Raw genomic sequence first — 22,704 nt, 5'->3', positions numbered from 1 at the left:
GTCCCCCTTCTTTGTCTTTCCGGTTCGGGTCTCAGCGGCTGGAGGCGACGTGGTTCAGGGCGTCCAGGACGACCTGGCCGCCCTTGGAGAGGGCCTCGTTGGCGTAGTAGGTGACCAGCGGGATCGCGGCCAGCGAGGCGCCGTTGACGAAGCCGAGCCTCACCTTCCACTTGTCCAGACCGCTGGCGGTGGTGCCCGGGGTCCGCGCACCCGCGCCCGCCGCGCCCTTGGCGGACTTGCGGGCGCCGGCCAGCACGACGGCGACGACGAACAGGAGCAGCGCGCCGCCGCCGCCGACCGGTACCGGGGTCGCGCCCTGGAACTGGGCGGTGGAGGCCGCGCCGGTGGAGCTCCACAGGGACAGCTGGCCGCCCCAGGCGGAGGCCTTGTAGCCGAGCCAGCCCAGGCCGCCGAGGATGCCGCCGGCGCACAGCCCGCACAGCACGCCGAAACCCGTGCCGATGGCGTAGGGGAAGAGGCTGGCGTGGTCCGCGCCGGCGCCGGCGGCGCGCCCGTAGACCCCGCCGCCCTTGCCGCCGACCTTCGGCAGCGGGATGCCGTAGGTACGGGCGAGCTGCCAGCCCGTCAGGCCGAAAACAGCGGCGTAGGTGCCGAGGGTGACGTCCATGATCAGTGTCCTCCGGTGAACGCGGTGGTGAGCCAGGTGATGGCATCGGTGACAGCCGGCAGCGACAGGCAGCCGGACAGGATGGGAATCCACACCGCCGTGCGGCGCAGCAGCGAGACCTCGGCCCGCTTCGCGCCGACGAGCGGCAGGGCGATCGCGGCCAGCTCGACAGCCGCGGTGGTGGCGGTGTTCGCGTGGAAAGCGGCGCAGCCGTAGTAGGCGGCGCCGGCCAGGGCCAGGGACCGCAGGGCCCGCTTGCCACCCCACAGGATCGCGATGGCGGCGGCGGCGTCGGCGCCGTAGGAGCCGGTGATGATCGGCAGCTGGTGGTGCAGGAGCCAGGCGGGGACGGCGGCCAGGGCGGCGGCGGTGGCGTTGGCGCCCAGCTGCAGCCAGGAGAAGTCCCAGAACGGCTCGGGCTCGGCGGGCGGGGCGACCACCATGACCGGGACCGGTTGCGGGGCCACGACCTCGACCGGCACCACCGAGCCCGGGTCGGAGTAGCTGTACTGCGGCGGGATCGGCACGTGCGGGGGCGGGGCCTGGTAGTGGGCGGCCGCCGCGGCTGCTGCGGCGGCCGCGTAGTGCGCCCAGTCCGGCTCGGCGGCCGGGGCGGGCGGGCCGGGCGGCGGGGGCGGGGTGTGGATGCGCTGTCCCCCGTGCGGCGGCTGCCCGGCCCCTCCGGCGGGCGGCGTGTCGTCCTCGACGATCTCGGCGTCGATGATCTCCATGCCGCCCGCGCCGCCCGGCCCGGCGGCGGCGAACAGGTTGAAGGACGTTTCGGTGGTGGTGTCAGACATCGCTGCCCGCCGCCCTGCGGATCCGCTCGGCCATGAACGCCGCCGGGTCCGTGTTCTGGGCGCTCCAGCGGCCGAGCGTGGCGTCGGCCTCCTCGGCCGGGGCGGTCTTCTCGCGGCACTGCTTGAGGGCCCAGAGCAGCAGCACCAGGGCCGGGGCGGCCGTGGCGGCGGCGAAGAAGGTGAAGAAGATGGTGTCCATGACGACCTCCGGCGGTCAGCTGATCCGGGCGGTGTGGGCGAGGTGCTGGAACGCGGCGGTGCTCACCGGGTGGGCGATCTCGTCCAGGACGTGCTGCCAGGCCGGGCTGTCCGACTCGCGCCGGGTCCACGGGTTGGGGTCGTGGGTCAGCTGCCAGGCCGCCCAGGCCTGGGCGAAGTCCTCGTCCTCGGGCTGCGCGACGACGACGTCGCGCTCGTGGTCCCATGCGGTGCAGTGCGGGCGGACCTGGTCCTCGCCGACGGTGCGCACGGTGATCTGCCAGATCGGCCAGCCCTCGCGCGGGCCCGGGTCGATCGCCAGGACCTCGTAGGGGGTGTCGCCGGCGTAGGCGCCGCGGTAGATGCCGCCGACGCGGCGCGGGCCGATCGCGCGGGCGATCCAGCGGCGGGTGCTGTCCGCCTCGTAGTACGCGCGGCGGGCGGGCGAAGAGACACGGGCGTGGTACTTCATCGTGGGCCTCCGGCTCCATGCGGGACTGGGTGGTGATGCGAGGGGTGGTGGCCTGTCCAGGAGCCGCGCCGCCGTGGCGGGCGGCTTCCGGACAGGCAAGGGGCCTGGGGGGGTGGTCAGCGGCGGCGGTGGAGCCAGCGGAGGCGGTCGGCGTTGCCGTCGTCGGCGGCGAGGACCTTGCCGACGTAGTCGCTGATCTCCTCGCCTCGGGCGTCGCGGCCCCGGGTGGTCAGCGCGGCGGCGACGGTCCCGGTACGGAAGGCCTCGGCGGCCTCCTGGTCGCCGCCGGCGATGGTGGCCTTGATGTCACGGGTGAACCCGCCCTGGCCCGCGATCTCGGTCACGGTGTCGGCGACGGCCTGGCGCAGGCGCTCGAACATGGGTGTCCTCCTAGTTGTGATGTCTCGGGACCTGGGTGGTCCCGGGGCTCCCCTCACCGGTGCGGGCGCCGATCGGGCGGCCGAACCGGTCAAGGCAGCTCCGGGCGGAGCCGGCGGGACGAGGGCCCGGGCGGGGCGACGGGGTGGAGCTGGTGGAGGTCGGCGGTCTAGTCGGCGAGCTGGCCGGTGCCGTAGCGGCGGGTGCCGTCGGCGCAGCGCACGATGTGGCGGGGGCCGCCCTCGAACGGCGACCAACGCGTGACCTGGGTGTGCTCGTCGGGCAGGCGCTCGGGTTCGGCGGCGGCGGCGTCGACGAACCGGCCGGGCGCCGGCAGGTCGGGCAGGACGGTGGTGCGTTCCAGCACGGTGTCCGTCGCGGCGGCGGCCTCGGCCGCGAGTTCGGCGGCGGCGTCGACCAGGCCCAGGCTGTACGGCCGGTCCTCGTCGTCGGCGGTGGCGGCCTGGGCGAGCAGCGCGTCGGCGCCGGCCGACAGCAGGGTGTCCCAGTCCGAGTCCGAGAGGACGCCGTCCCAGCGGACCAGGGTGGTGCCGGTCAGGCGGGCCAGGCGGCGGGCGGCCGCCCGGCGGACGCGCTCGGGGCCCTGGGCCTCGGCGACCCAGGCCCAGGACGACACCGTGGTGGTGCGGGCGATGTGCTCGGCCTGGCGGCGGCCGGTCAGCGTGCGGGACATGCGGGTGCCTCCTGGGTCGGGTGGGGCGGGAACGGGTTGGTGGTGGGCCCTGGCGGGCCCGCCGCACCACTCCCGGCTCCGTTCCGGCATGGGCATGCCAGGGCGGTTCCGGTGGCAGGCGGCGGGAGATTGCCGAACTGCAGGAGAGAGGAGGAGGGGCTACTTGCCGGAGCCGCCGGCCTTCGCCGCGTCGCGGCGGGCCTGGTCCTCGCGCATCCGGCGCAGGGCCTCGTCGGCCTGGGAGTTGGAGAGGATCATCGGCCGTTTCCCTTCTTTGAGGTGATCGGCGGGTGCGTCTCGGCGGGCTTGCTGCCCTGGCCGTCGCTGCCGCCGTACGAGCGGAGGTGGGCGATCGTCACTGCGCACCCCCGTTGTCCTCGCGGTACGGCCGGCCGAAGTTCCGGACCGTGTCGGTGTCGGGGCGGCTGTACGGATCCGCCGACACCACCCGGCGCCCGAACCGGTCCGTGCTCGCCGGGACGGTCGAGACCTGCGCCTCGCGGTGGTGACGCTGCGCCTGGGCCGGGTCGTAGGAGTGCCAGCCGGTGGTCGACATCCCGCTCGTACGGGTCGACGTCCCGGACGACGCGGAGCCGGAGTCGGACTTGCTGGAGCCGAGGCCGAGGAGGGACTTGATGCCCATTACTGCGGCACCTCCTGCCCGGTCGGCTGGCCGTTGCGGGCGTTGTAGTCGGCGGACGCGGCAACGCAGACCTCACGGATCTGGTCCGGCGTCCGGGCCGTGTGGATCGCGGTGTGGAACGCCTCGGCGCGCTCCGCGATCGCCCTGGTCTGCTCCGCCGTCTGCGGCGTCTGCTTCGCCACGGTCAGCACCCCGCCATCTGCGGCTGGCCCACCGGGTGTACGAAGCGGCTGATCGTGTCCTGGACGAACCAGCTAATGTGGGCCCAGGAGGTGCGGCCGACCGTGGTGAGGTGCTCGTTGGCCTGGCGCCAGACGTCGGCGACGAGCTTCATCACGGTCCTCTCGCCGGCGGCCGGGGCGATCATCGCGAGGTCGTGGATGACGAGGGAGAGGACACGGCCCTCGTACTGGTCCTCCAGGGTGGCGAGGCCGGCGGTGGTCTCGGGGGTGGTGGCCGTACTGGCGACGCTGGTCAGCAGGCCTGCGGGTTCTTCCCGCAGCAGCTCCTCGGTCCGCTCGGCGCAGAGCCAGTCCAGGATCTCCAGCAGGGTGGTCCAGGACGGGACGGTGGGCATGTGGGCGGCCCAGGTCCAGACGTCCTGGGTGAGGTCGTCGGCGTCGTCCGCCGGGGAGGGGCTGGAGCCGGCGAGCCGCTCGGTCGCGGCGGCCAGCAGGTGGGTGGAGTACTGGTGGTAGAGCTGGCCCAGGTCCGGGTCAGCGACAGCGGGTGCCATGATGGTGGACACGATCGTCTTCCTTTCGCTCTGCAGGTGATGGGTGTGGGCGATCGAACGACGGCCCCGGGGGCGCAATCCCCGGGGCCGTCTTGCTGCTGCGCGAGCAGCCACGGCCGCCGCCGACCCGGTTGGTCCGGTTCGGCGGCGGCCGTGGTCGTTCGTTCTGGTGGCGGGTCAAGCGGAGAGCGCCTCGGGCTCGCCAGTGACGTGACCGTGGTTCTTCCGCAGCGGGCTCGCCGCGAGCACCTCATCCGCACTGGGCCCCTGGGTAATCGGCCGGGCCCCGGCCGGCAGGGTCAGCGGGACGATCGGGCCGCGTGCGCCGTGCAGCGGGATCCGGCGCAGGGCGTCCGCGACGAACACCGGCAGCAGGGCCTCGGCCCACTGGTCGGCGCGCTCGGCGGCGGTCGGCGCCGGGGCGGCCGGGCGGGTCTGCGCGATGTGGAGGATCGCCGGCGGCTGCGGGGTCTTCACCTTCTTCAGCACCGTGGTGGGCCGGCGGGAGGCGGTCTCCGCGACGCCCTCCTCAATCCGCGCAGCCCACTGCTCGGGCGTCACATCCTTCTCGACGCGCCGGGCACTGGCCGGGCAATAGGTCGTCTCGTCGTCCAGGAAGTGCGGCTGGATGCGACCGCGGTTGATGCGACGCCAGACCGAGCAATCGGGGCAGACCAGGGAAAACGGCAGGCCGGGGGTCATCTCGATCTGGTTGGGGCGGAGGGTGCTGAGCCGGAGGGCCGGCCGAGAGTTGCTGCGCATCACGGTCTCCCAAGGAGTCGGAGTAGCGGGGGCGGCTGTGTTCTCCACACCTCACGAGCGACACGTCGTCCGCGAGACCTGGGCAGCACAGCTGCTGCGAGTCCTGCGCAAGCCCCCGGGTCTGGTCTTCACCTTCAGCTGGCGCAGGTAGAGCTGTGAAGTTGTCAGTGGTGACAGTGATGGCCACACCCCTAACAGAGTGTTATAGCTATCGCTATTGCCAAGTAGAGCGGAGCAGCGGCATGATGTCAATACCGATAGCTATATGTCGCGGACGGCGTTGTGTCGCACCCCCTGTGCCTGATAGAGCTATCGCTAGACTTGGTCCATCCAGCTCCAGAAAGGGGTGACCGCCGTGGCTGCCTCGTATCGCGAGATCGCCGCCGACCTGCGCCAGAAGATCGCCGAGGGGCACTACCGGCCCGGCGACAAGCTCCCGATGCTGACGGAGCTCCAGGAGCAGTACAGCGCTGGCTACCAAACCGTCCGCAGCGCCATCGCATTGCTGGAGCAGGAGGGCCTGGTAGTCGCGATCCGACGCCGCGGCACGATCGTCCGCGAGCGCCCTGAGAAGATGCGCGTCACCCGATCCCGCGAAGTCTTCCGGGACGAGATCGGCTACTACTTCGACCCCGCCGCCCAGCCGTGGAAGGCCCTCCAGGCCCCGACGATCAACTGGGGCGTGGTCCCGATCGACCTGGCTGAACTCATGGGCCTGGAGCCGGGAGCCGAAGTCCTGGTGCGGGACCGGGTGATGGGGGATCCCGAAACGGGAGCGGCCATGCAGCTGGCGACCAGCTACCTGCCGACCAGCGTGGCTCGGGGCACCCAACTGGCTGAGACCGACACCGGACCAGGCGGCATCTACGACAGGCTGGAGGAGATGGGCCACGGCCCGCTCGAGTGGTGCGAGACCGTCTCCGCACGAATGCCGTCGCCTGAGGAGTCCGAAGCACTGGGCTTGCCGACCGATGTTGGTGTCCCGCTGCTGCGCGTGCTGCGGGTCACCACCTCGCCGACCGGACGAGTCGTCGAAGTCAATGACACCCGTATGAGCAGCGAACTCTTCGAGATCGGTTACTCGATCAACCGACACCCAAGCGCCCGCCCTGCCCATGAAGGCAGTGCCGAGGACAGCCACTGATGCTCACCTCCAATTCGTCCGAATCCCTCAGCCGTTTGCGAGGTACATCACAGCGGCCGGGAACCTGACGAGGAATCACAGGCGCGTCATCAGGTCCATCAACACGTCCATACACACGTATTCACATCTGCGTACACACGGGTTTTGGCTGGTCAGCCCTAGGCTGCCGGGCATGGTGACACTGGAGGGTGGGGGCATGGCCAAGGGACGTACGGGGTGGCGGCCTGACCTGCTGCGCGCACAACGAGAGGCGCACGGGCTGACGCTGGAGAAGGCAGGGGAGCAGCTGCGCCAAGTAGCTGAGGAAGCGCGACTCAAAGGCATCCCGGCGGCGAACCCCCAAACCCTGTGGCAGCACGAGCAGGGTGAGGTCTACCCCGGCCCGCACTACCGGCGGGCCTACTGCCTGCTCTACCGGGCGACCGACCCCGAGCTCGGGTTCCGCGCTGCGTTGCCGGGAGAGGAAACGACGTTCCGCCTGACGCCGGCGAGCGACGAGCACAACGGCGGGCACGTGCTCGCTGTCGAGCGGGCGATCCACCGGATCGCGCCGGGTGGCGGCGAGGCCGACCACATGGGCGTGCAGCAGCGGATCCTGGACGCCTGGAAGCGCCGACACACTGGCGGCGACCCGCACCGCCCGGTCGTGGTGCTGGTCGGCGGCTACGCTGGCAGCGGGAAAACGGAGTTCGCTCGGTTCCTCACCCAGCTGACCGGCTGGCCGCTGCTGGACAAGGACCCGCTTACCCGGCCGCTGGTGGAACGGCTGCTGGTGGCGCTCGGCGGCGACCCGAACGACCGGCACACCGACCTGTACCGCGAGCAGGTACGCAACATCGAGTACGACTGCCTGATGCAGGCGGCCTGGGCCAACATCAACTGCCGGATCAGCACGGTCCTGACCGCCCCGTTCATCGCCGAGATGACCGACGCGGACTGGATGCAGCGACTCACGAACCGCTGTGCCTCGCTCGGCGTCGACGTCGCACCGATCTGGGTCCGGTGCGACCAGGAGTCGATGCGCGAGTACATCTCGTTCCGCTCTGCGGCCCGGGACGCCTGGAAGTTGCAGCGCTGGGACGAGTACCTCCAGACCATCGACGTCGATCTGCGGCCAGCCGTGCCGCATCTGGTGGTCGACAACCGGCTCGGCGCTGCAATCACCCTTGCTGACCAGGCCCGCCAGGCGATCCGGGAGGTTTACGCATGAACACGGCGCGCGCCGTGCGCGGCGTAATCCTGTACGGGCCGCCGGCTGCGGGGAAGGACACCGTCACCCGCTCCCTTGCCGATCTCGGCGCCTCCTTCTCCTTGTTCTCGCGGGTCAAGATCGGACCCGGCCGGTCCGCCGGCTACCGCATGGGCACGCCCGAGCAGTTGGAGGAGCTTCGGGTGTCGGGCGCGATCGTGTACGAGAACTCGCGGTACGAGAGCACGTACGTGACGGACCGGCCGGGCCTGGACGCCGCGTTCAAGGCCGGGATTCCGGTGATGCACCTGGGCCAGGTCGACGGGGTGCGGGCCGTACTCGACGGGTACCCGGCACAGTGGCTGACCGTCCTGCTGTGGTGCCCGCGGGAGGTGACCGAGGCCCGGTCTGCTGGCCGGGGTGACGCGGACACTCCGGCACGGCTGGCCGCGTGGGACTCGACCCGGGCCGACCTCGATGCCAACCCGGACTTCCGCTTCGACCTGACCATCCGCACGGATTCGGTCTCGCCCACGGCGGCAGCCGCGCAGATCCGCCGGGCGCTCACCACGCCGCACGGCAACGGCGAGCTGGTGATGGTGGACTTCGACGACACGCTGATCGACCGGCTCTCAGCGGTGACGGCCTGGGTGACCGGGTACTGCGCGGGGCATGGCCTGAGTCCGGAGGTCGAGCAGCGGATGTTCGATGCCATGCGCATCCGGGCGGACCTGGATGTCATCGAGGGCTTGTGCGCGGAGCTCGGTCTGCCGGAGTCGGCTGGCGAGCTCTGGGCGCGGTACGAGCCGGAGCTCGCCGCAACAGTGAAGCCGTTCCCCGGTGTGCTGGAGGCAGTGACCGCCGTACGGGAGGCCGGCCACCAGGTCGTCGTCGTCACCAACGGCGGCACCCAGATCCAGCGCGCCAAGCTGAAGGCCTCCGGCATCACCGAGGTGGTCGACGCCGTGTGCATCTCCGGAGCGATCGGCGTCCGGAAACCGGAGCGCGGGATCTTCGAGGCCGCGGCCGCCAGCGTCGGCCGGGACCTCGCGCAGGGCGGGTGGATGATCGGCGACAACGCCGACCTCGACGTCACTGGCGGCCGAACCGCCGGGCTGCGCACCGTCTGGGTCTCCCACGGTCGGCCATGGCCCGGGGGCGCGGAGCCGGACTACATCGCGTTGGACGTCCTGGACGCGCTGAAACATGTCCGTGGAGGTTTCCGATGACGGATCGACAGGTCACGGTCGGTGTGCTGCATCCCGGCAGTATGGGCGCGGCCGTCGCGGCGTGCGCCCTCGCGAACGGCAGCCGGGTCCTGTGGTGCCCGCAAGGGCGCTCCGCGGCCACCGCGGCCAGGGCGGAGCGGTTCGGGCTGACCGCGGTGCCGTCGCTGGACGAGCTGGTGGCTCACGCCGACGTGGTGCTCAGTCTGTGCCCGCCAGCCGCGGCAGAGGATGTCGCGCGGGAGGTGGCCGCGCTCGATTTCACCGGCCTGTACGTGGAGGCGAACGCGATCAGTCCACAGCGGGCGGCGCGGATCGCGCAGTTGCTCGGCGGGACGGCCCGCGCGGTGGTCGACGGCGCGGTGGTCGGCTCGCCGCCGGTCGGTACGAAGCGGCCCCGGTTGTACCTCTCCGGGCCGACGGCCGAGGTAGGGCTGATCGAGCAGCTCTTCTCCGGCACTGCGGTGTCGACCCACGTGCTGGGCGAGGAGATCGGGCAGGCCAGCGCGCTGAAGGTGGCCTACAGCGTGTTCCAGAAGACCTCCAGGGTGCTGGCCGCGCTGTCCTACGGCCTCGCCCGGGAGCACGGTGTCGACCAGGCTCTGCTCGACGTCGCCGGTCAGCGGGCCGGCTCGTACCTGACGGAGACGGACTACATCGGCAAGACCGCTGCCCGAGGGTGGCGGTGGGGCCCCGAGCTGGAGGAGGCGGCAGACACGATGGCCGCCGCCGGCCTTCCGGACGGGCTGCTCCGCGCGGCCGCGTCCACGCTCAGCCGATGGGACGACGCCAAGGACACCAAGCTGTCGGCCGACCAGGCGCTGGACGAGCTACTCCGAGCGGAGGCCGAGTTGTCCAGCCGACACGCAGAACCTGAACCGTCCGAGGAATCAGGGAGACGAATAGGCTGATCCGGGCGCCCGCACGGGCGTCACCAAGTCCAGAAACAGCAAAAGCAGCCCAAGATTGGCGTCTTCGGGGCTGCTCAGCTGTCTATCCAGTCGTCCCCGACGGTACCAGGGGTACCCCGGCTTCGGCGAGAGACACCCGTCTCTCGCTCGCTCGGGCTACCCCAATCGTCGGTGACGGCGCCCCCCTTCGAGAGGTAGCGCCCCCATTGCACCACCCCGCCCTTCAGCGTCGCCGTGTCGTCCCGGCCACGCCGTTCGCCCGTGACGCACGTCACCTCGTCCCGGGTCACACCGCCCCCGGTTCTCCGGCCTCTATGGGCATGACCCTGCACACCCATGCCCCGACCCGTCCCTCCCACCGTCCGGCCGTCCAGGCCGGGCCGGCCCTGGCGCCCGTCGCCGGATCGGAGGTGGCGAGGTGAGTTCCAGCTTCATCTCGGACCCTTCCGAGCTCGACGAAGAGCTTGAGGTCGCTCTCGGCCGGCGTGCTCCGTTCAGCCAGGTCGGCGACTGGATGCTCCTGTCCGGCGCCGACAGCGACGCTCGCACCCTGTACTGGGGGATGGTCGCGCACGTCAACGTCAGCAGGGACGACAACGAGGTGTGGCCCGGCCTGACCTCCCTGGCCCGCATCCTTCAGTTGAAGAAGCCGGACGGCGTCAGCAAGTACATGCTGCAGCTGGAGGTGCTCGGCGCCGTCGAGGTGATCCGGTCCACGTCCGGTCTGGTCAGCCGCAACCGGTACATCGTCCACCAGACGCCGCCGCGCGGATACCGCGGCCCGCAGTCGATGGCGGCCTGGTACGGGATGAACCGCGCACCGAAGGACGAGACGAAGGACCAGAGGGAGCAGCGCGAGGCGGAGTTCGATGCCTGGCTCAACGCGGTGAGGACCGCCCTCAAGGTCCACTGCGACAAAGTCGCAGCTCAGAGGGCCGCAGCAAGGAAGGCGAAGCTGCCGGTGCCGCCTGTGGAGAACTTCCGGATGCCCGAGCTCGCCAACTTCCGTACCCCCGCGCCGGGGGGTACGGCACGACCTGCGGTAATGCCGGAGAGCCCAGAAATTCCCGTACCCCCGCGCCGGGGGGTGGAACAAGACGAAGGTGAAAAAGACGAAACCGATGCGCCTCCGGCGCGAGCCGGTGGTGACGCCCGTAGGGCATCTACAGGTAGTAGCGCGCACGCGATGCGCAGCGGCTGCGCCGCGTTCGACAAGACGGGCAGTTCGGCGAAGTCCAGGAACGGCGGTGTCCGCATGACCCGGGATCAAGCCGCGAAGGTCCGGACCGTGGTGGCCTCCTTCCCGGTCGAGCTGACCACCCTGCCCGCCAAGCCGCTGCCGGCCCGCATCCCGGCGAACCCACTGGGCAACCTGATCCGGGAACAGCTCAAGCACCGCACCCCGGAGCAGCTGGCGGAGCGGATCCAGCGGCGCTGGGTCAGCCGTGGCTACCTGGCGAAGCTCGTTGGGCTGGACCCCATGGAAGCCGCCCGAACGGGGGTGGGACTGGCTGTCGAGCTGGTCAAGGCCTCACCGGACTGCCCGGACCTCTCGTGCGAGGACGGGGTGATCATCGGCTCGGGCGCGCCGTGCCGAGCGTGCGAGATGCGTAGCGCCGACCGGCGTACGGGTGGCGGAGCCGGTGTTCCGCAGCAGGTCGGCGGCCTGGGCGAGGGGCCGGTGAAGGTGAAGTGGTGGTGCGCAACCGACGGCTGCGGATACAACTCGTATGGCACCGGGCCGGCTGACGGTCTGTGCCCCGACTGCCGCACCGAACAGGAGCTCGGGCCGATCGACCCGGTCGAGCTTGCGGAAGCAGCGCGAGCCTTCGCTGCGGCGGGCTTCCGTCCTGACGCAGCGCTCTGATCCAGAGAGAGGCCCAGAGCGCCCTTCACGGCGTCCAACAATCGCGCCTGCGCCGTTGGCCGGGCAGGGTCGCGATTGCCTCGCAGAAGACGATCTAGAGCTTTCCCTGGCACACCTGATCGAACATCCGGCGTTGCCGGGTTCCCTCCGACCGATCGGACACACCGTGCACGAGTCCGCCCTCCCCGCCAGGCACTATCTCCTCGTCACCCCGGACGGGGAGCTGGTTTCCGGTGTCGCCCCGTTGCGGGAGATCCGCCTGCTGCTGGGAGAGGACGCCGGGATCGGGGAGGCGGGCTTCGAGTACCTCCCCGGTGCCGGCTACCCGATCGCCGTCTACCACTTCGCGCCCTACGACCAGGACACACGTCGCGTGAACACCACCGCGGGCGGCATGTACTGGGAACTCACCGAGCCGGTCGACCCGCAGGACGCCACCGCACTCAACCCGGAACTGCGCAGGATCCGGCTCCGCGGCCCGGTCGCGTTCGTCACCAGGGACACCGAGGCGGTGAGCATCGACGACCAGCAGCACCAGCTGCGACTCGCACACCACCAGGCGGTCACCCGGCTGCGCTCCAAGGGCTGGCTGCCGGTACCCGCGCCCCGGGCCGCACAGCCGGCGCCCCGGCCCGACGCCCGCCTCCAACCAGTGGAGGGCCGGGTCCCGGGGGAGGGCATCGCCGAGTCGCTGGCGGCCGACCTTCGCGAATACGTCCACTTCCGGAGCCTGCCCGCCGACCGGGTCCGGGAGTACCTGTCCCGCGTCGCTGGCCAGTGGGCCACCCGCAACGGCTGGCAACCCGAGCGGCAGGCGCCGGCCAAGCGCCCCGAGGACGGTGAGCACGACCTCCTGTGCCGCCACCCGGCCCTGCCCGATCTGGTCATCGAGATTGAACGCGGCAACCGCCGCGCCACCGCCGACAAACTCGCCCGCGCCGCTGCCAGTGGACGCGTGGCGATCTGGCTGCGCTGGGCCGGACCCGCGCCCCGGGCCATCCCGGCCGGAGTGCTGCTGATTCACCTGGCCGTCGTCCCGGCCGCCCGCACCGGCGACCGGCGCGCCTACACCCTCACCGAACAGGCCGCGGCCGCCGCAGTGGTCACCGTCGGCCGCTGACCCGGCCGCACCCGCTCCCCTACCCACCGAGAGGAAGACCGGCCTTGACCAGCACCGCCGACCACAACGGCGACGCACCGGACGGAACCCACGGCGGCCGGTTCCCGCTGGTGCTGTACCGGCACGACGGCGAACTCATGCTGCCCGCCACCCACGTCACCGCCCTGCTGCGCCACGTCGCCGAGACCGTGCGGATGTGGCGCGTGCGGGGCGAGGTGCCGCTGGACCTGATGACCACCGCCCGCATCTACGACTCCGTGGTGCGCTACGCCGCCGACCTCGACACCGCGATCGCCCTGGCCGGCACGAGCGTCGGCCAGGGCGCGGACCGGGCCGCGGCGGACGAGCTCGCGCGGGACCTGGCCGAGCTCGCCGGCGCCTACCTCGCCGCCGACAAGCCGACCGAGCCGCGCCCGCTCCCGGCCGGAAGCTGACGGGCCCACGGGCGGTGCCGCCGTCGGAAGGCCCGTTACCCAGCGCCCTGACCAGTCGTTATACGTGCAACACATGACCTATGCGGGAGGCGTATATGGGCACGTCGACGGAAGACCTGCTGCGGGCCACGGTGGCGGCGCTGCTGCGCGCCACTGGCGAGTCGCAGGTCGACCTGGCGCTCGGGCTCGGGCTCAGCCAGGCGCAGGTCAGCCGGAAGCTGTCCGGCCGGCACGGCTGGGCCGTGGCCGACCTCGACCGGCTCTCGGCGCACTACGGCATCGCCGTGGTCGACCTCGTGGTCGGCCCGACCCACGCGTTGAAGCTGCTGCCGGACAAGCGCCGCGCCGTCGTCGGCGGCACCCAGACGGTGATCACGGTGTAGCGGGCGCGCGCCCGGCCGGGTGCGCGCCGCGCACGAAGGCCACCTGTAGGTGGCCTTCGGCGTCCGGGAGGGGCTCGGCGCGTTCTCTCTCTACTTCTCTTAGGGATGTCCGGCTCATGGGTAGACCCCCGTCCGGCTGGTGACCAGACCCCTTGCTGTCAGCAGTGCGCCCTCGGCATGCCCCGCATCGGTGACGTTCGTTTGAAATGTGCGATCCATAAGTTACCTTCACGCTAGGGTGTGTGTTGGAGGTGAGGTGTCGATGAGTGAGGACCTGTTCGCGTCGATCGACGCGCTGCTGGCCCGGCCGAAGCCGGTGGAAGATCTGCCGATCCCGGCCGAGCGGGAGCGGCTGCGCAAGGCCGGCGACTACACCCAGGAGGAGCTGGCCGCGGCGCTGAAGACCCGGCGGGAGACGATCGTGCGCTGGGAGGCCGGGACGACGGAGCCCCGCCCGCCCAAGCGCGAGGTGTACATCCGGTTCCTCGCGACGCTGGCGCTCCAGCACGGCACCGTGGAGCCCACCGAGTGGCTGCGCCGTGCGCAGGCCGCCGGCCTCGTGCGAACCGACAGCGCCGCCGCGCCCGCGCCGGCCCCGGCCGAGACCGCCGCATCCGCCGGGACGGCACGGCAGACCGCCGTCCCGGAGCCCGCCGCCCCGGGGCCGGTGGCCCCGGCCGCGGTGCCGGAGGCGTTCACGGCCGCTCCGGTGGCCAGGCAGCCGGATTCGGTGGCGCAGCCGGTGATGTTGGACCAGAACCCGGACGGCTCGCTGCTGATGGTGGCGCCGGAGCCGTGTGTGCAGTGCGGGCAGCCGTCGGTCTACCGGGCCCAGGGCCGGCCGATGCACCTGGGCGGGTTCTGCCGTCCCGCCGCCGGCCCGGACGCCCCGCAGCAGCCCGCCCCCGGCGCACCGGCGGCCGTAGTGTCGTCGGAGCCGGCCGCCTCGGTCGCTTCGGTCGCTGCGCCCCGCCAGACCGCCCTCGCGGCCGCCCCGGTCGCTGCGCAGCGCCGCCCCGGGTCGTCGCCGGAGGCGTCCTCGCGAGTCCGGAAGGCTCCGGCGAAGACCGCGGCGAAGGCTGAGGGACCGTCCGACTGGGAGGCCGCGGCGGCCGCGCGGTTCCCGGCCGGTCCGCTCGCGGTAGTGGACGTCGCCGCGTCCGGCAAGGGCCTGGTGGCCTACCTCGCGGACGGCACGCCGGCGTCGACCGTGCCGTCCGGGCGCACGCTCGCCGACGTCGTGGAGTGGGCGCTGGAGGTGAAGCTCGGCTCGCCGCGGCTGCACCGGCACGGCAAGGACGGTGACGCCCTGGTCGTGCTCACCGACGCCGCCCTGGCTGAGCTCGGCCTGCCCCCGCTCGGGCGGGACGAGAAGAAGGAGTTCGTCCAGCGCCTGGGCCAGCTGCCGAAGACCCATAAGGCCGTGAAGCAGGTGGAGAAGGCCGGCTGGCTGCTGACCCAGCGCGGCCTGGGCCCCTGGGCCCGCATCTACCGCACCCCGGAGGACGGCAAGCGGGTCTGCGTGCAGCTGTGCATCCCCGCCTGGGGAGCCCTCGCGAGTGGTGGCTGGCAGATCCCCGACGGCCTCGGCCCGGCCGACCTGGCCCGCCTGCTCGGCACCTACGCCACCCGCGTCCTCACCCCTCGCGGCTCCACCGCCGTCTCCGGCCTCGAACTCGTCACCGCGCTGCGCCCGCCCACCCGCGCGGTGCGCACCGAAACGGGCTGGACGTCCGGGCCGGTGGAGGGCTCCCGCCCGAAGGACGCGTTCGACCCGGCGCCGCCGGAGGTCCCGGACGTCCACCCGCTCGCCCAGGACCGCGAGGCGGGCGGCGAGCTGGTGACCGAGGCGTGGGACTGGCACCGCCCCCTCACCGACGCCGAGCAGGCGGCGCCGTTCGCGGTCGGCCTCGATGTGAACATGGCCTTCCTCGCCGCCGCCGGCCGCCTGACGCTGCCGCTGTCCGGCCCGGTGCACGAGCTCAACCCCGCCTTCGACCCCAAGACCCCCGGCAGCTGGCTGGTCGACCTGTCCGCCGTCGACACCAACCCGCTGCTCCCCAGCCCGTTCACCGCGGACGGCTCCCGCCCGACCGGGCCAGCCTGGTACTCCACGGTGAAGGTCGCCTACGCCATGGAGCTCGGCGCCCGGGTACAGCCCACCGAGGCGTACCTGCGCTACGAGCACGGCCCCTACCTCGACCCGTGGCACAAGCGGCTGCGGCAGGCGTACCTGGACACGATGGCCGCCCTCGGCGTCCCGCTCACCGCCGACGACCCGGTGGCGTTCCTGGACGCCATGGCCGCCGTCAAGCAGGGCGACCCGGCGGAGCTGGCCGTGCTGACCGCGATCAAGCAGACCGCGAAGGGCACCATCGGCAAGATGCGCGAGCGCCCCCGCGGCCACGGCTACAAGCCCGGCGAGCGCTGGGCCGCCCTGGAGCGGTCGACCTGGGACCCGCTGATGCGCGCCCTGGTCATCGACACCGCCACCGTCAACCTGCACCGCAAACTCCGGCGCATGGCCGGCGACACCGGGCTCCGCTGCTTCGCGGTGCTCTCCGACTGCGCGGTGTTCGCCTCACCCGGCCCCGGCGCCCTGGACATCCTCACCAAGCCGGACGGCACCCTCACCACGTCGCTGCGCCTCGGCGTCAGCCCCGGGATGGTCAAGTTCGAGGGCTCCCGGCCGATGCCGGAGATCGCCGAGCTGCTCGCCGACGACGCGAACCCGGCCCGGCACATCAAGACCGGCGGCATCGTCTCCGCCGACGAGTAGCCGGCGCCCCGGCCGGGCGCGCACCACCCGGGCCCGGCCGGCGCCCGCACCGCACGACCCATCAGCAGCGGGCCGCCAGGACCGGCGGCCCGGAACAGGGAGGGACCCATGCAGCACGACCCGCGCGCCGAGCAGCTCACCGTCGCCTACTGGAACCACACCCGGACGGGTTCGGCCGCCTGGATCCGCCTGAAGCCGGAGATCCGGGCCGAGCTGACCGAGCAGGCCGACACCTGGCTGCGCGCCGCGCAGGCCGCGGGCATCGTGGCGCCGCCCGCCGCGCCGAGCGAGGACCACACCGCCCTGTGGCTGGACGACCAGGGCGGCGTGTGGAACGACGTCCCGACCAGCGACGGCGACGACCTGGCGCTGCCGCTGGTGACCGCCCGCGAGGAAGCCGTCTCCCGCCGCGACCTCGAAGACCGCGGCCACCGCCTCACCCTCATCGGCTGGACCCGCTGAACCCCGGCCGCCCGGCACCTGGCCGCCGGGCGGCCCCACCACCGCTACCACCATGGAAGGAGACCTACGTTGGGCGAGATCGACGAGGGCCTGGAGCGCGCCGAGCGCACCCGCCCGATCCCGCAGTCCACCGCTGCCCGGATGCGCTTCCTGCTCAAGGGCGCCAAGGGCTCCACCAGGAAGCTCGCCCAGGACCTCGGCGTCAGCCAGCGCACCGTGCAGCGCTGGCTCAAGGGCCAGGGCACCCCGAAGCCGGCCGCAGCGAAGGCCATCGAGACCAAGGTCCGCGCCAGCTGGCAGCCGCGGGTCAAGCAGCGGGTGCGCCGCGACGCCGAGAAGAACGGCTTCGTGCTGCACATCCAGGCGGCCTTCGGCTACAGCTCGGCCGCCGGCTCCACCGACGACCCGCGCCAGCGCACCATCACGCAGAAGATGCCCGGCGCCGTCGCCCAGCGGCTGTACGCGGCCCGGGACGCCGGAGCCGGCCAGGCCGAGCAGGAGCGGATCCTCGCCGAAGGCCTGCGCGAGGAGTACTTCAAGGACGGCGGCCGCCGCGCCCGCGGCCTCGACGTCGAGCTCAACGACATCGCGTGGATGGACGTCGAGCTGTAGACCACGTGCACGGCGCTGGCACTTCCCGAACTCCCCGGAGAACGTCTTGAGCTCGCCATACCTGGTTGACGGTCAGCCCGTGTACGCGCCCGCCGCCACCGGCACCCGCAGGGTGCTGCACCTGGCCGTCGTAGTCGGCGGCAGTACGGCACTGTGGGCGGGCTGCGGCCGGGCGGCACGCCTGGACGAGGACGGGCTTCTGTTCGCCGACGAGGTCGGTACCGTCCGGCTGTGCGCCGCGTTGGGGTGCACCGGCCGGCCGTGGAACCTGGGCCGCGGCGCACGACCGGCACCCCGCTGACCACCTCGCAGCGACTCCGTGTCGCCGAAACAAGGCTCCGGCCGCCCTGACAAAGGCGGCCGGAGCCTTTTTTATGAACCACTTGACCGAATTCCCGAAATACGAATGGACGAAATTCATGAACGAGCAGCACACCCCCGGCGACGGCGAGCAGCTGTTCCAGATCCCGGTGCACCACGACCAGAACGGCGCCCTGGTCGTCCCGGCCGACGCCGTCACCGGCCTGCTGCGCTGCATCGCCGCCGTCTGGGACGAGTGGGCGCAGCACGGGGTGCCCGGCATGGACCCGGTGACCACCGGCGGCCTGTGCGGGGTGCTGGCCGCCCTCGCCGACCAGCTGGACATCCAGTGCATCGCCAAGGCCGGCCAGGACTGACACCGGAAGAAGTCGCCGTCCACGGCAAACGCTTTTGCAGCCGCCCAGTAACGGTCTCGCAGGGAAGAAGGGCCCACCCCCGCAGGTGGGCCCTTTCGCATACCCCAACGAAGGAGCCCTTGATGCCGACGCTGCACTACGCCCCCGCCGCCACCCGCACCCTCACCTGCCTCGAACGCGGACGGCGGGCCGACTCGTTGAAGCTGCGCCGGGTACGCCGCGCGCTCGACCAGCTCGCCACCGACCCCCGCCACCCTGGCCTGCGCACCCACCGCTACCACGCCCTGCCCGGCCACACCGGCCGCCGCGTCTTCGACTCCTACGCCTGGACCGGCGCCGGCGCCTGGCGGATCTACTGGACCTGGGGCCCGGACACGACCGCCCGCCCCGAGCACGACGGCCAGGACGACGCGGTGCTCACCGTGCTGCTCATCGGCCCCCACCGCTGACGCCGCCACGCCCGTGCGCCGCCCGCTCCGACGCCCGCGCCGCGGCACGGGCGAGCCGGCGCCGACTACTGCCCCTGGCGGGGCAGGGCGATCCGATCGATCACGTCCTGGCGCACGACGACACTGCGGCTGATGCTGTCGGCCCAGGTCTGACGCCGCACCTGGGTCACCGGGCGGACGAACCCCGCGAACCCCGGCAGAGCATCCAGGACATGCAGAACACCGCGCACCAGCGCCCGCGCCGCCCCGATCGGCGCACCGGTGTCCTCGTCCACCAGCACGATCCCCACCAACCGCCCACCCAGCCCCTGACCGGTACGCCCGCGCTCGGCCCACTGCACAAGCAGCCACCCGCCGCCGACCACCCAGTACCCGCCCGCCAACACACCCCGGATGTCCTCGCCCGCGAAGAACGCGACCACCTGCAACGCCGCGAACGCCGGCGACAACACCGACAACCCGGCCAGATACGCCGTCATCAACCCGCCCGCGATCCCCACCTCCACACCCGCCGCAGTCGCCCGCTGCGCCCAGGACGCCAGCCCCGGGATGGCGCACTTCCTCGCGTACGCGGTCGGGGCCGGACCGGCCGGGGCACCGGCGTGCCACCAGGACGCGGCGGGCGACGGCAGGGTGGGGTATGGCGTGGGATCGTTCATGACCGGTCAACGCCCCTCCGGCCGGTCGGGGCACGCCGGGGCGCGCGCAAAATCCGGGGCTTCCAACCCCGAATGACATGTTCGGGGCCGAAAGATCGCAGGTCAAACCCCTGTTCACCGGCCGACCGGCGGGTCTAGCATTCCCGCCACGGCGGCCCCACCACGGCACCACCGGGCCGCCGAGCAGAGCAGCCGTGCCATGCCACCCGGCGCTGCTGGCCTCCCACCGGCCGGGTCCCGCGGACCACCCCCCTGTCTCCCCGGGACCCGGCCGCGCTGCGCCCCGTCGAGGCCGTCGGTCAGGCCGGTCGGCGGGAGCGGGCGGCCTGCTGCATCTCGGCCTCCCACAGGTGCCGGCGTCCGGCGGCGAGCTCGCGGCGGACCTGGTCCTCGGCCTGTTCCAGGACGCGGTAGTAGGTGTCGTCGTAGGCCTCGACGACCTGGTAGGTCCACATGCCCGGCAGGACGTCGCGGCCCACCAGCCGGTGTTCCACGAGGTCGGCCTGCTCCTGGTGGCCGGCCTCGCGCAGCAGGCGGGCCGCTTCGGCGAGCATCTTGTCAGCGCCGCCGGTCATCTGGTGGAAGGCCACCAGGTGACCGCGTGCCCGCACCGTGTACTCCAGCGCCTTCGACAGCACCCCCAGGGCTTCGACGGTCGCGTCGTTCACCCCCGCCGGCCGAGGGTGCGCCTCGTCCGGCGTGTCGGTTCTGGCTTCACCCACCGTTGCCTCCCGCAGTGCCTCCGGTTCCCTTCACCCTCGCCCGGTCGGAGGGCGGGCGCATGCGGAGAATCGATCAGCGGCACGGCGCCAGGGGCCTCCCCTCGATCTCCCCACTTCGGAACGTGGCCCGTGTGCCCTGCCGCCCGGACCGGGCCCGGGCAACAACCACGACGCCGTCGCGGTCGATCCCGACCGGGACGGTCGGCCGCGGCGCGCTCCGCTACCGCACCCTGGCCAGCGCCCGGATGCGCTGGACCATCCTTCGCTGCCGCCTACCCTGCGCCGCCGGATCCGCCGTCAGGGCCGCGGCCGGCCCCGCCGTCGGCCCGTCGCCGCACCGCTCGCGCCGAGGACGGCGCTCCCTGGGTAGTTGCCGTCGACGGGCTGGCGGGCACCCGTACGGGGCCAAGGCCCCTGTCGCACCGGCCTGCCCACCCACCAGCCCGCGGGCCGACCCTGGGGCCCAACCGTCACAACCCACCTGGACGAGAACGAGCCGCGCCACCATCCACAACGACCACAACGGCGGCAGGCCCGCCCGTCGCGGCCCGCGCCCATGATCCTGCGCCGCCATCGCGTACCGGCAGGGCACGGAAGCCGGCTGCCGGTTGGATGAGCGCGGAAAGGGCCGTCAAGGCCCGGGTCCGGCGGCAGCCGGACTTCCGTGATCGGCGCCGTACAGCCCAGCTGCAACGGTCAGCAGGTCGGCTACGGCGCCGGGCCCGGGCGGCGGCAGTGGCCCGGGCGGCAAGCCCGCCGGTGGCTCGGGGGTAGAGCCGGTGCCCGGGCCCGGGCACCACAGTCGGCGGGATCGGGCGGAGCCCGATGGGAGAGCGTGCGGCGCGGCAAGTGGTTCTTGGGTATGTAAAGAGGCGCAGCGTTCTGACCTGGGGGAATGCGGAACGAGTGTGGGGTCATAACCCCCGTTACCAGTGAGTAACTTAGGGTCGTAGCCCCACACTCCGGATTCGACGCGCCGAAAGGGGGTCCTAGGCCCACAAAAGTTATCTCCTGGGATAACCTTTGGTAGTGATCAGTCCCTCGACGGGCGGCCGTGTGGTGCGCCTTCCCTCGTCCCGGCCGGGCCGGCAGCCGGCCAAGCCCCCGCCGCCCGAGACCGCGGGCGGGCAGAACGTCGTCGCGATCCGCCTTGAGCCGGGTGAGTCCGTCTCGGTGAACCCGGCTCCAGTGCCGGAGTCGGTGGCCGGTCGGCGTGAGGACTTCGACTTCCTTGGGCACACCTTCTACATGGCTTCCAAGGAGCTGTCGGCGAAGCTGCCGTTCATCGGTCTGACCGCGACCGAGTACGACGTCTGGCACACGATGCTCGGCGCGCAGCTCAAGGGCGGAATCGTCCTGACGACGGTCATCAAGCTCGGCGAGCGCCTGGGCATCGGCCGCAAGGAAGCCGGGGAGGCCCTGGCGAAGTTTCTCGACATGGGCTTCATGTGGCTGGAGAAGCGTGGCCGCTACCGGATCAACCCGCGCATCGCCTTCTGGGGCAGCAGTGCCGAGCAGCAGCGAGCCCTGGCGCTGATGCCCGACAGCATCCCCGAGATCCGTCTGCCCGAGGGCGAGGTCCGCCCGCCGCGCCGCACCCGCCGACCTAAGCTGGAGTCGCTGTGATGACCGCCGAACACCACGACCAGGACCAGGAGACCGCGACCTTCCTGACCGCTGAGGACTCGGTGTTCACGGCGCAGGACCTCTCGCGTGCACTACCCCTGTACCGGCTGACGACTCTGCAGTACGACGTCTGGCACACGGTGCTCAGTGAGATGACGGACGGCGGCTGGGTCCCCCTCACGCTGGAGGAGATCGCCGACCGGCTCGGTACCAAGAAGAGCAACATCTCGCCCGCTCTCGGGCGCCTGGCCGAGCTCGGCCTCATCTGGCGCGTCTCCAACGGCCTGCACCGCATCAACCCGCGGATCGCCTTCAAGGGCAGCCAGGAGGAGTGGGTCGAGGCGCTCTCCGAGGTGCCGGCCGACGTCCCCGAGGTGATCCTCCCGGCCTACCACCGCCGGCCACCGCGCGGCGGCCGCGGGGGCCTGGCCGCCACCGGCTGAACGCTTGGCATCCGCTGACCCCGAAGTGCGGGTTGGAAGCCCACAGAAGTTATCGCCAGACATAACTTGCCGGGCCACTGCTCACTGACCTTCGGCCGAAGGTCAGTGAGCTCCGCCACCCTGCCCTGACCGGGTCCGAGCATGACGAACGCCCCGCACCGGATCGGTGCGGGGCGGGGCGCCGCGTTACGAAGGTCAGGCGGGGCGGATGTGCTCGGCCTGGGGGCCCTTCTGGCCCTGGGTGATGTCGAACGTCACCTTCTGGCCCTCCTGGAGCTCACGGAAGCCCTGCGCGTCGATGTTGGAGTAGTGGGCGAAGACGTCCGGGCCGCCGCCGTCCTGCTCGATGAAACCGAAGCCCTTCTCGGCGTTGAACCACTTCACGGTGCCGCTGGCCATGTGCTGCTCCCTGGTCGGGGACGGGGTACGCGCTGGTGCGTACCCCTGGGGTTGAGGTGATCGCCCTGGTCCTCCGACTGCTGGTGCTGCGGTACTTCGGATCCACGACTGCTGACTCGGACGGTACCCACGACGGTAGAGATCATGCGACCGCTCCCTTGGGCCGGCGAGGGAGTGTGGAAGGGCGGGGCTTCCTGCCCCGTAGGCTCCTCTCCTGTGCCTGATGACATCTCTGTTCCCGACGACCTGATCGCTCTGCAGCTGGCGGCCCGGGCCGCGCAGCGTGCGGTC

Annotated in this window: 29 protein-coding genes; 16 read left to right on the top strand and 13 right to left on the bottom strand. The window is 72.1% G+C overall.

Annotated features, from left to right (window positions below):
* Positions 1–31: 31 nt before the first annotated feature.
* The 10 genes from ACFVUY_RS41890 to ACFVUY_RS41845 all read right to left on the bottom strand — a co-directional run bounded on the left by ACFVUY_RS41890 (position 32) and on the right by ACFVUY_RS41845 (position 5,311).
* The gene (locus ACFVUY_RS41890; protein WP_387319882.1) at positions 32–628 is read right to left on the bottom strand and encodes a hypothetical protein; all 597 of its coding nucleotides are present in this window, start codon (positions 626–628) and stop codon (positions 32–34) included.
* Positions 629–630: 2 nt separating this feature from the next.
* The gene (locus ACFVUY_RS41885; RefSeq protein WP_387737194.1) at positions 631–1,428 is read right to left on the bottom strand and encodes a hypothetical protein; all 798 of its coding nucleotides are present in this window, start codon (positions 1,426–1,428) and stop codon (positions 631–633) included.
* Complete coding sequence (locus ACFVUY_RS41880) at positions 1,421–1,627, bottom strand: hypothetical protein (RefSeq protein ID WP_387737193.1); 207 nt, start codon at positions 1,625–1,627, stop codon at positions 1,421–1,423. Before ACFVUY_RS41880 ends, ACFVUY_RS41885 begins: the two co-directional genes overlap by 8 nt.
* Positions 1,628–1,642: 15 nt before the next feature.
* The gene (locus ACFVUY_RS41875) at positions 1,643–2,098 is read right to left on the bottom strand and encodes a hypothetical protein (protein WP_387737192.1); all 456 of its coding nucleotides are present in this window, start codon (positions 2,096–2,098) and stop codon (positions 1,643–1,645) included.
* Between the two features lie 116 nt (positions 2,099–2,214).
* Positions 2,215–2,478, bottom strand: a complete 264-nt coding sequence (locus ACFVUY_RS41870) for a hypothetical protein (protein WP_387737191.1) — start codon at positions 2,476–2,478, stop codon at positions 2,215–2,217.
* A gap of 167 nt (positions 2,479–2,645) precedes the next feature.
* Positions 2,646–3,170 carry a hypothetical protein gene (locus ACFVUY_RS41865; protein ID WP_387737190.1) on the bottom strand — a complete coding sequence of 175 codons (525 nt, stop codon included), beginning with the start codon at positions 3,168–3,170 and terminating at the stop codon, positions 2,646–2,648.
* A gap of 355 nt (positions 3,171–3,525) precedes the next feature.
* Positions 3,526–3,813, bottom strand: a complete 288-nt coding sequence (locus tag ACFVUY_RS41860; protein ID WP_387737189.1) for a hypothetical protein — start codon at positions 3,811–3,813, stop codon at positions 3,526–3,528.
* Positions 3,813–3,995 carry a hypothetical protein gene (locus ACFVUY_RS41855; protein WP_387737188.1) on the bottom strand — a complete coding sequence of 61 codons (183 nt, stop codon included), beginning with the start codon at positions 3,993–3,995 and terminating at the stop codon, positions 3,813–3,815. The genes ACFVUY_RS41860 and ACFVUY_RS41855 overlap by 1 nt, the downstream gene beginning before the upstream one ends.
* Positions 3,996–3,997: 2 nt before the next feature.
* Complete coding sequence (locus ACFVUY_RS41850; RefSeq protein ID WP_387737187.1) at positions 3,998–4,561, bottom strand: hypothetical protein; 564 nt, start codon at positions 4,559–4,561, stop codon at positions 3,998–4,000.
* 165 nt (positions 4,562–4,726) lie between these two features.
* Entirely contained in the window at positions 4,727–5,311 is a 585-nt protein-coding gene (locus tag ACFVUY_RS41845) for a hypothetical protein (protein WP_387737186.1), read from the bottom strand.
* Positions 5,312–5,666: 355 nt separating this feature from the next.
* Between ACFVUY_RS41845 and ACFVUY_RS41840 the strand changes: the two genes are divergently transcribed.
* The 14 genes from ACFVUY_RS41840 to ACFVUY_RS41775 all read left to right on the top strand — a co-directional run bounded on the left by ACFVUY_RS41840 (position 5,667) and on the right by ACFVUY_RS41775 (position 18,564).
* Entirely contained in the window at positions 5,667–6,455 is a 789-nt protein-coding gene (locus ACFVUY_RS41840) for a GntR family transcriptional regulator (RefSeq protein WP_387737185.1), read from the top strand.
* Between the two features lie 196 nt (positions 6,456–6,651).
* Entirely contained in the window at positions 6,652–7,665 is a 1,014-nt protein-coding gene (locus tag ACFVUY_RS41835; RefSeq protein WP_387737211.1) for an AAA family ATPase, read from the top strand.
* Positions 7,662–8,873 carry an HAD family hydrolase gene (locus ACFVUY_RS41830; protein WP_387737184.1) on the top strand — a complete coding sequence of 404 codons (1,212 nt, stop codon included), beginning with the start codon at positions 7,662–7,664 and terminating at the stop codon, positions 8,871–8,873. The genes ACFVUY_RS41835 and ACFVUY_RS41830 overlap by 4 nt, the downstream gene beginning before the upstream one ends.
* Positions 8,870–9,781: a DUF1932 domain-containing protein gene (locus ACFVUY_RS41825; protein ID WP_387737183.1), complete on the top strand. Its 912-nt coding sequence runs from the start codon at positions 8,870–8,872 to the stop codon at positions 9,779–9,781. Before ACFVUY_RS41830 ends, ACFVUY_RS41825 begins: the two co-directional genes overlap by 4 nt.
* Positions 9,782–10,199: 418 nt before the next feature.
* Entirely contained in the window at positions 10,200–11,648 is a 1,449-nt protein-coding gene (locus ACFVUY_RS41820; RefSeq protein WP_387737182.1) for a hypothetical protein, read from the top strand.
* Positions 11,649–11,814: 166 nt separating this feature from the next.
* Positions 11,815–12,768: a hypothetical protein gene (locus ACFVUY_RS41815; protein WP_387737181.1), complete on the top strand. Its 954-nt coding sequence runs from the start codon at positions 11,815–11,817 to the stop codon at positions 12,766–12,768.
* 44 nt (positions 12,769–12,812) lie between these two features.
* A complete protein-coding gene (locus tag ACFVUY_RS41810) occupies positions 12,813–13,202 on the top strand; it encodes a hypothetical protein (RefSeq protein ID WP_387737180.1) in 390 nt (129 codons plus the stop codon).
* 95 nt (positions 13,203–13,297) lie between these two features.
* The gene (locus ACFVUY_RS41805; protein ID WP_387737179.1) at positions 13,298–13,585 is read left to right on the top strand and encodes a helix-turn-helix domain-containing protein; all 288 of its coding nucleotides are present in this window, start codon (positions 13,298–13,300) and stop codon (positions 13,583–13,585) included.
* 262 nt (positions 13,586–13,847) lie between these two features.
* Positions 13,848–16,364: a telomere-associated protein Tap gene (tap, locus tag ACFVUY_RS41800; protein WP_387737178.1), complete on the top strand. Its 2,517-nt coding sequence runs from the start codon at positions 13,848–13,850 to the stop codon at positions 16,362–16,364.
* A 108-nt stretch (positions 16,365–16,472) separates the two neighbouring features.
* Positions 16,473–16,826 (top strand): hypothetical protein, encoded by a 354-nt coding sequence (locus ACFVUY_RS41795; protein WP_387737177.1) that lies wholly within the window; start codon positions 16,473–16,475, stop codon positions 16,824–16,826.
* A 69-nt stretch (positions 16,827–16,895) separates the two neighbouring features.
* Entirely contained in the window at positions 16,896–17,438 is a 543-nt protein-coding gene (gene tpg, locus ACFVUY_RS41790) for a telomere-protecting terminal protein Tpg (protein WP_387737176.1), read from the top strand.
* 79 nt (positions 17,439–17,517) lie between these two features.
* The gene (locus ACFVUY_RS41785; protein WP_387737175.1) at positions 17,518–17,739 is read left to right on the top strand and encodes a hypothetical protein; all 222 of its coding nucleotides are present in this window, start codon (positions 17,518–17,520) and stop codon (positions 17,737–17,739) included.
* 118 nt (positions 17,740–17,857) lie between these two features.
* Positions 17,858–18,115, top strand: a complete 258-nt coding sequence (locus ACFVUY_RS41780; RefSeq protein ID WP_387737174.1) for a DUF6213 family protein — start codon at positions 17,858–17,860, stop codon at positions 18,113–18,115.
* A gap of 122 nt (positions 18,116–18,237) precedes the next feature.
* Entirely contained in the window at positions 18,238–18,564 is a 327-nt protein-coding gene (locus tag ACFVUY_RS41775; protein WP_387737173.1) for a hypothetical protein, read from the top strand.
* Between the two features lie 65 nt (positions 18,565–18,629).
* On the opposite strand, the gene ACFVUY_RS41770 is transcribed toward ACFVUY_RS41775, so the two are convergent.
* Positions 18,630–19,223 (bottom strand): RDD family protein, encoded by a 594-nt coding sequence (locus ACFVUY_RS41770; protein ID WP_387737172.1) that lies wholly within the window; start codon positions 19,221–19,223, stop codon positions 18,630–18,632.
* A 299-nt stretch (positions 19,224–19,522) separates the two neighbouring features.
* A complete protein-coding gene (locus ACFVUY_RS41765) occupies positions 19,523–19,945 on the bottom strand; it encodes a hypothetical protein (protein WP_387737171.1) in 423 nt (140 codons plus the stop codon).
* Between the two features lie 1,029 nt (positions 19,946–20,974).
* Between ACFVUY_RS41765 and ACFVUY_RS41760 the strand changes: the two genes are divergently transcribed.
* Positions 20,975–21,571: a hypothetical protein gene (locus ACFVUY_RS41760; protein WP_387737170.1), complete on the top strand. Its 597-nt coding sequence runs from the start codon at positions 20,975–20,977 to the stop codon at positions 21,569–21,571.
* Positions 21,571–22,014 carry a MarR family transcriptional regulator gene (locus tag ACFVUY_RS41755; RefSeq protein ID WP_387737169.1) on the top strand — a complete coding sequence of 148 codons (444 nt, stop codon included), beginning with the start codon at positions 21,571–21,573 and terminating at the stop codon, positions 22,012–22,014. Before ACFVUY_RS41760 ends, ACFVUY_RS41755 begins: the two co-directional genes overlap by 1 nt.
* Positions 22,015–22,209: 195 nt before the next feature.
* Here ACFVUY_RS41755 and ACFVUY_RS41750 read toward each other — a convergent pair whose 3' ends face one another.
* Positions 22,210–22,413 (bottom strand): cold-shock protein, encoded by a 204-nt coding sequence (locus ACFVUY_RS41750; RefSeq protein WP_387737168.1) that lies wholly within the window; start codon positions 22,411–22,413, stop codon positions 22,210–22,212.
* Positions 22,414–22,704 lie beyond the last annotated feature (291 nt).

The sequence above is a fragment of the Kitasatospora sp. NPDC058063 genome (assembly GCF_042885395.1).
GTDB lineage: Bacteria > Actinomycetota > Actinomycetes > Streptomycetales > Streptomycetaceae > Kitasatospora > Kitasatospora lactacystinica.
The sequence above is the reverse complement of the archived record's forward strand: the minus strand, read 5'-3'. Positions and strand labels throughout refer to the sequence as shown.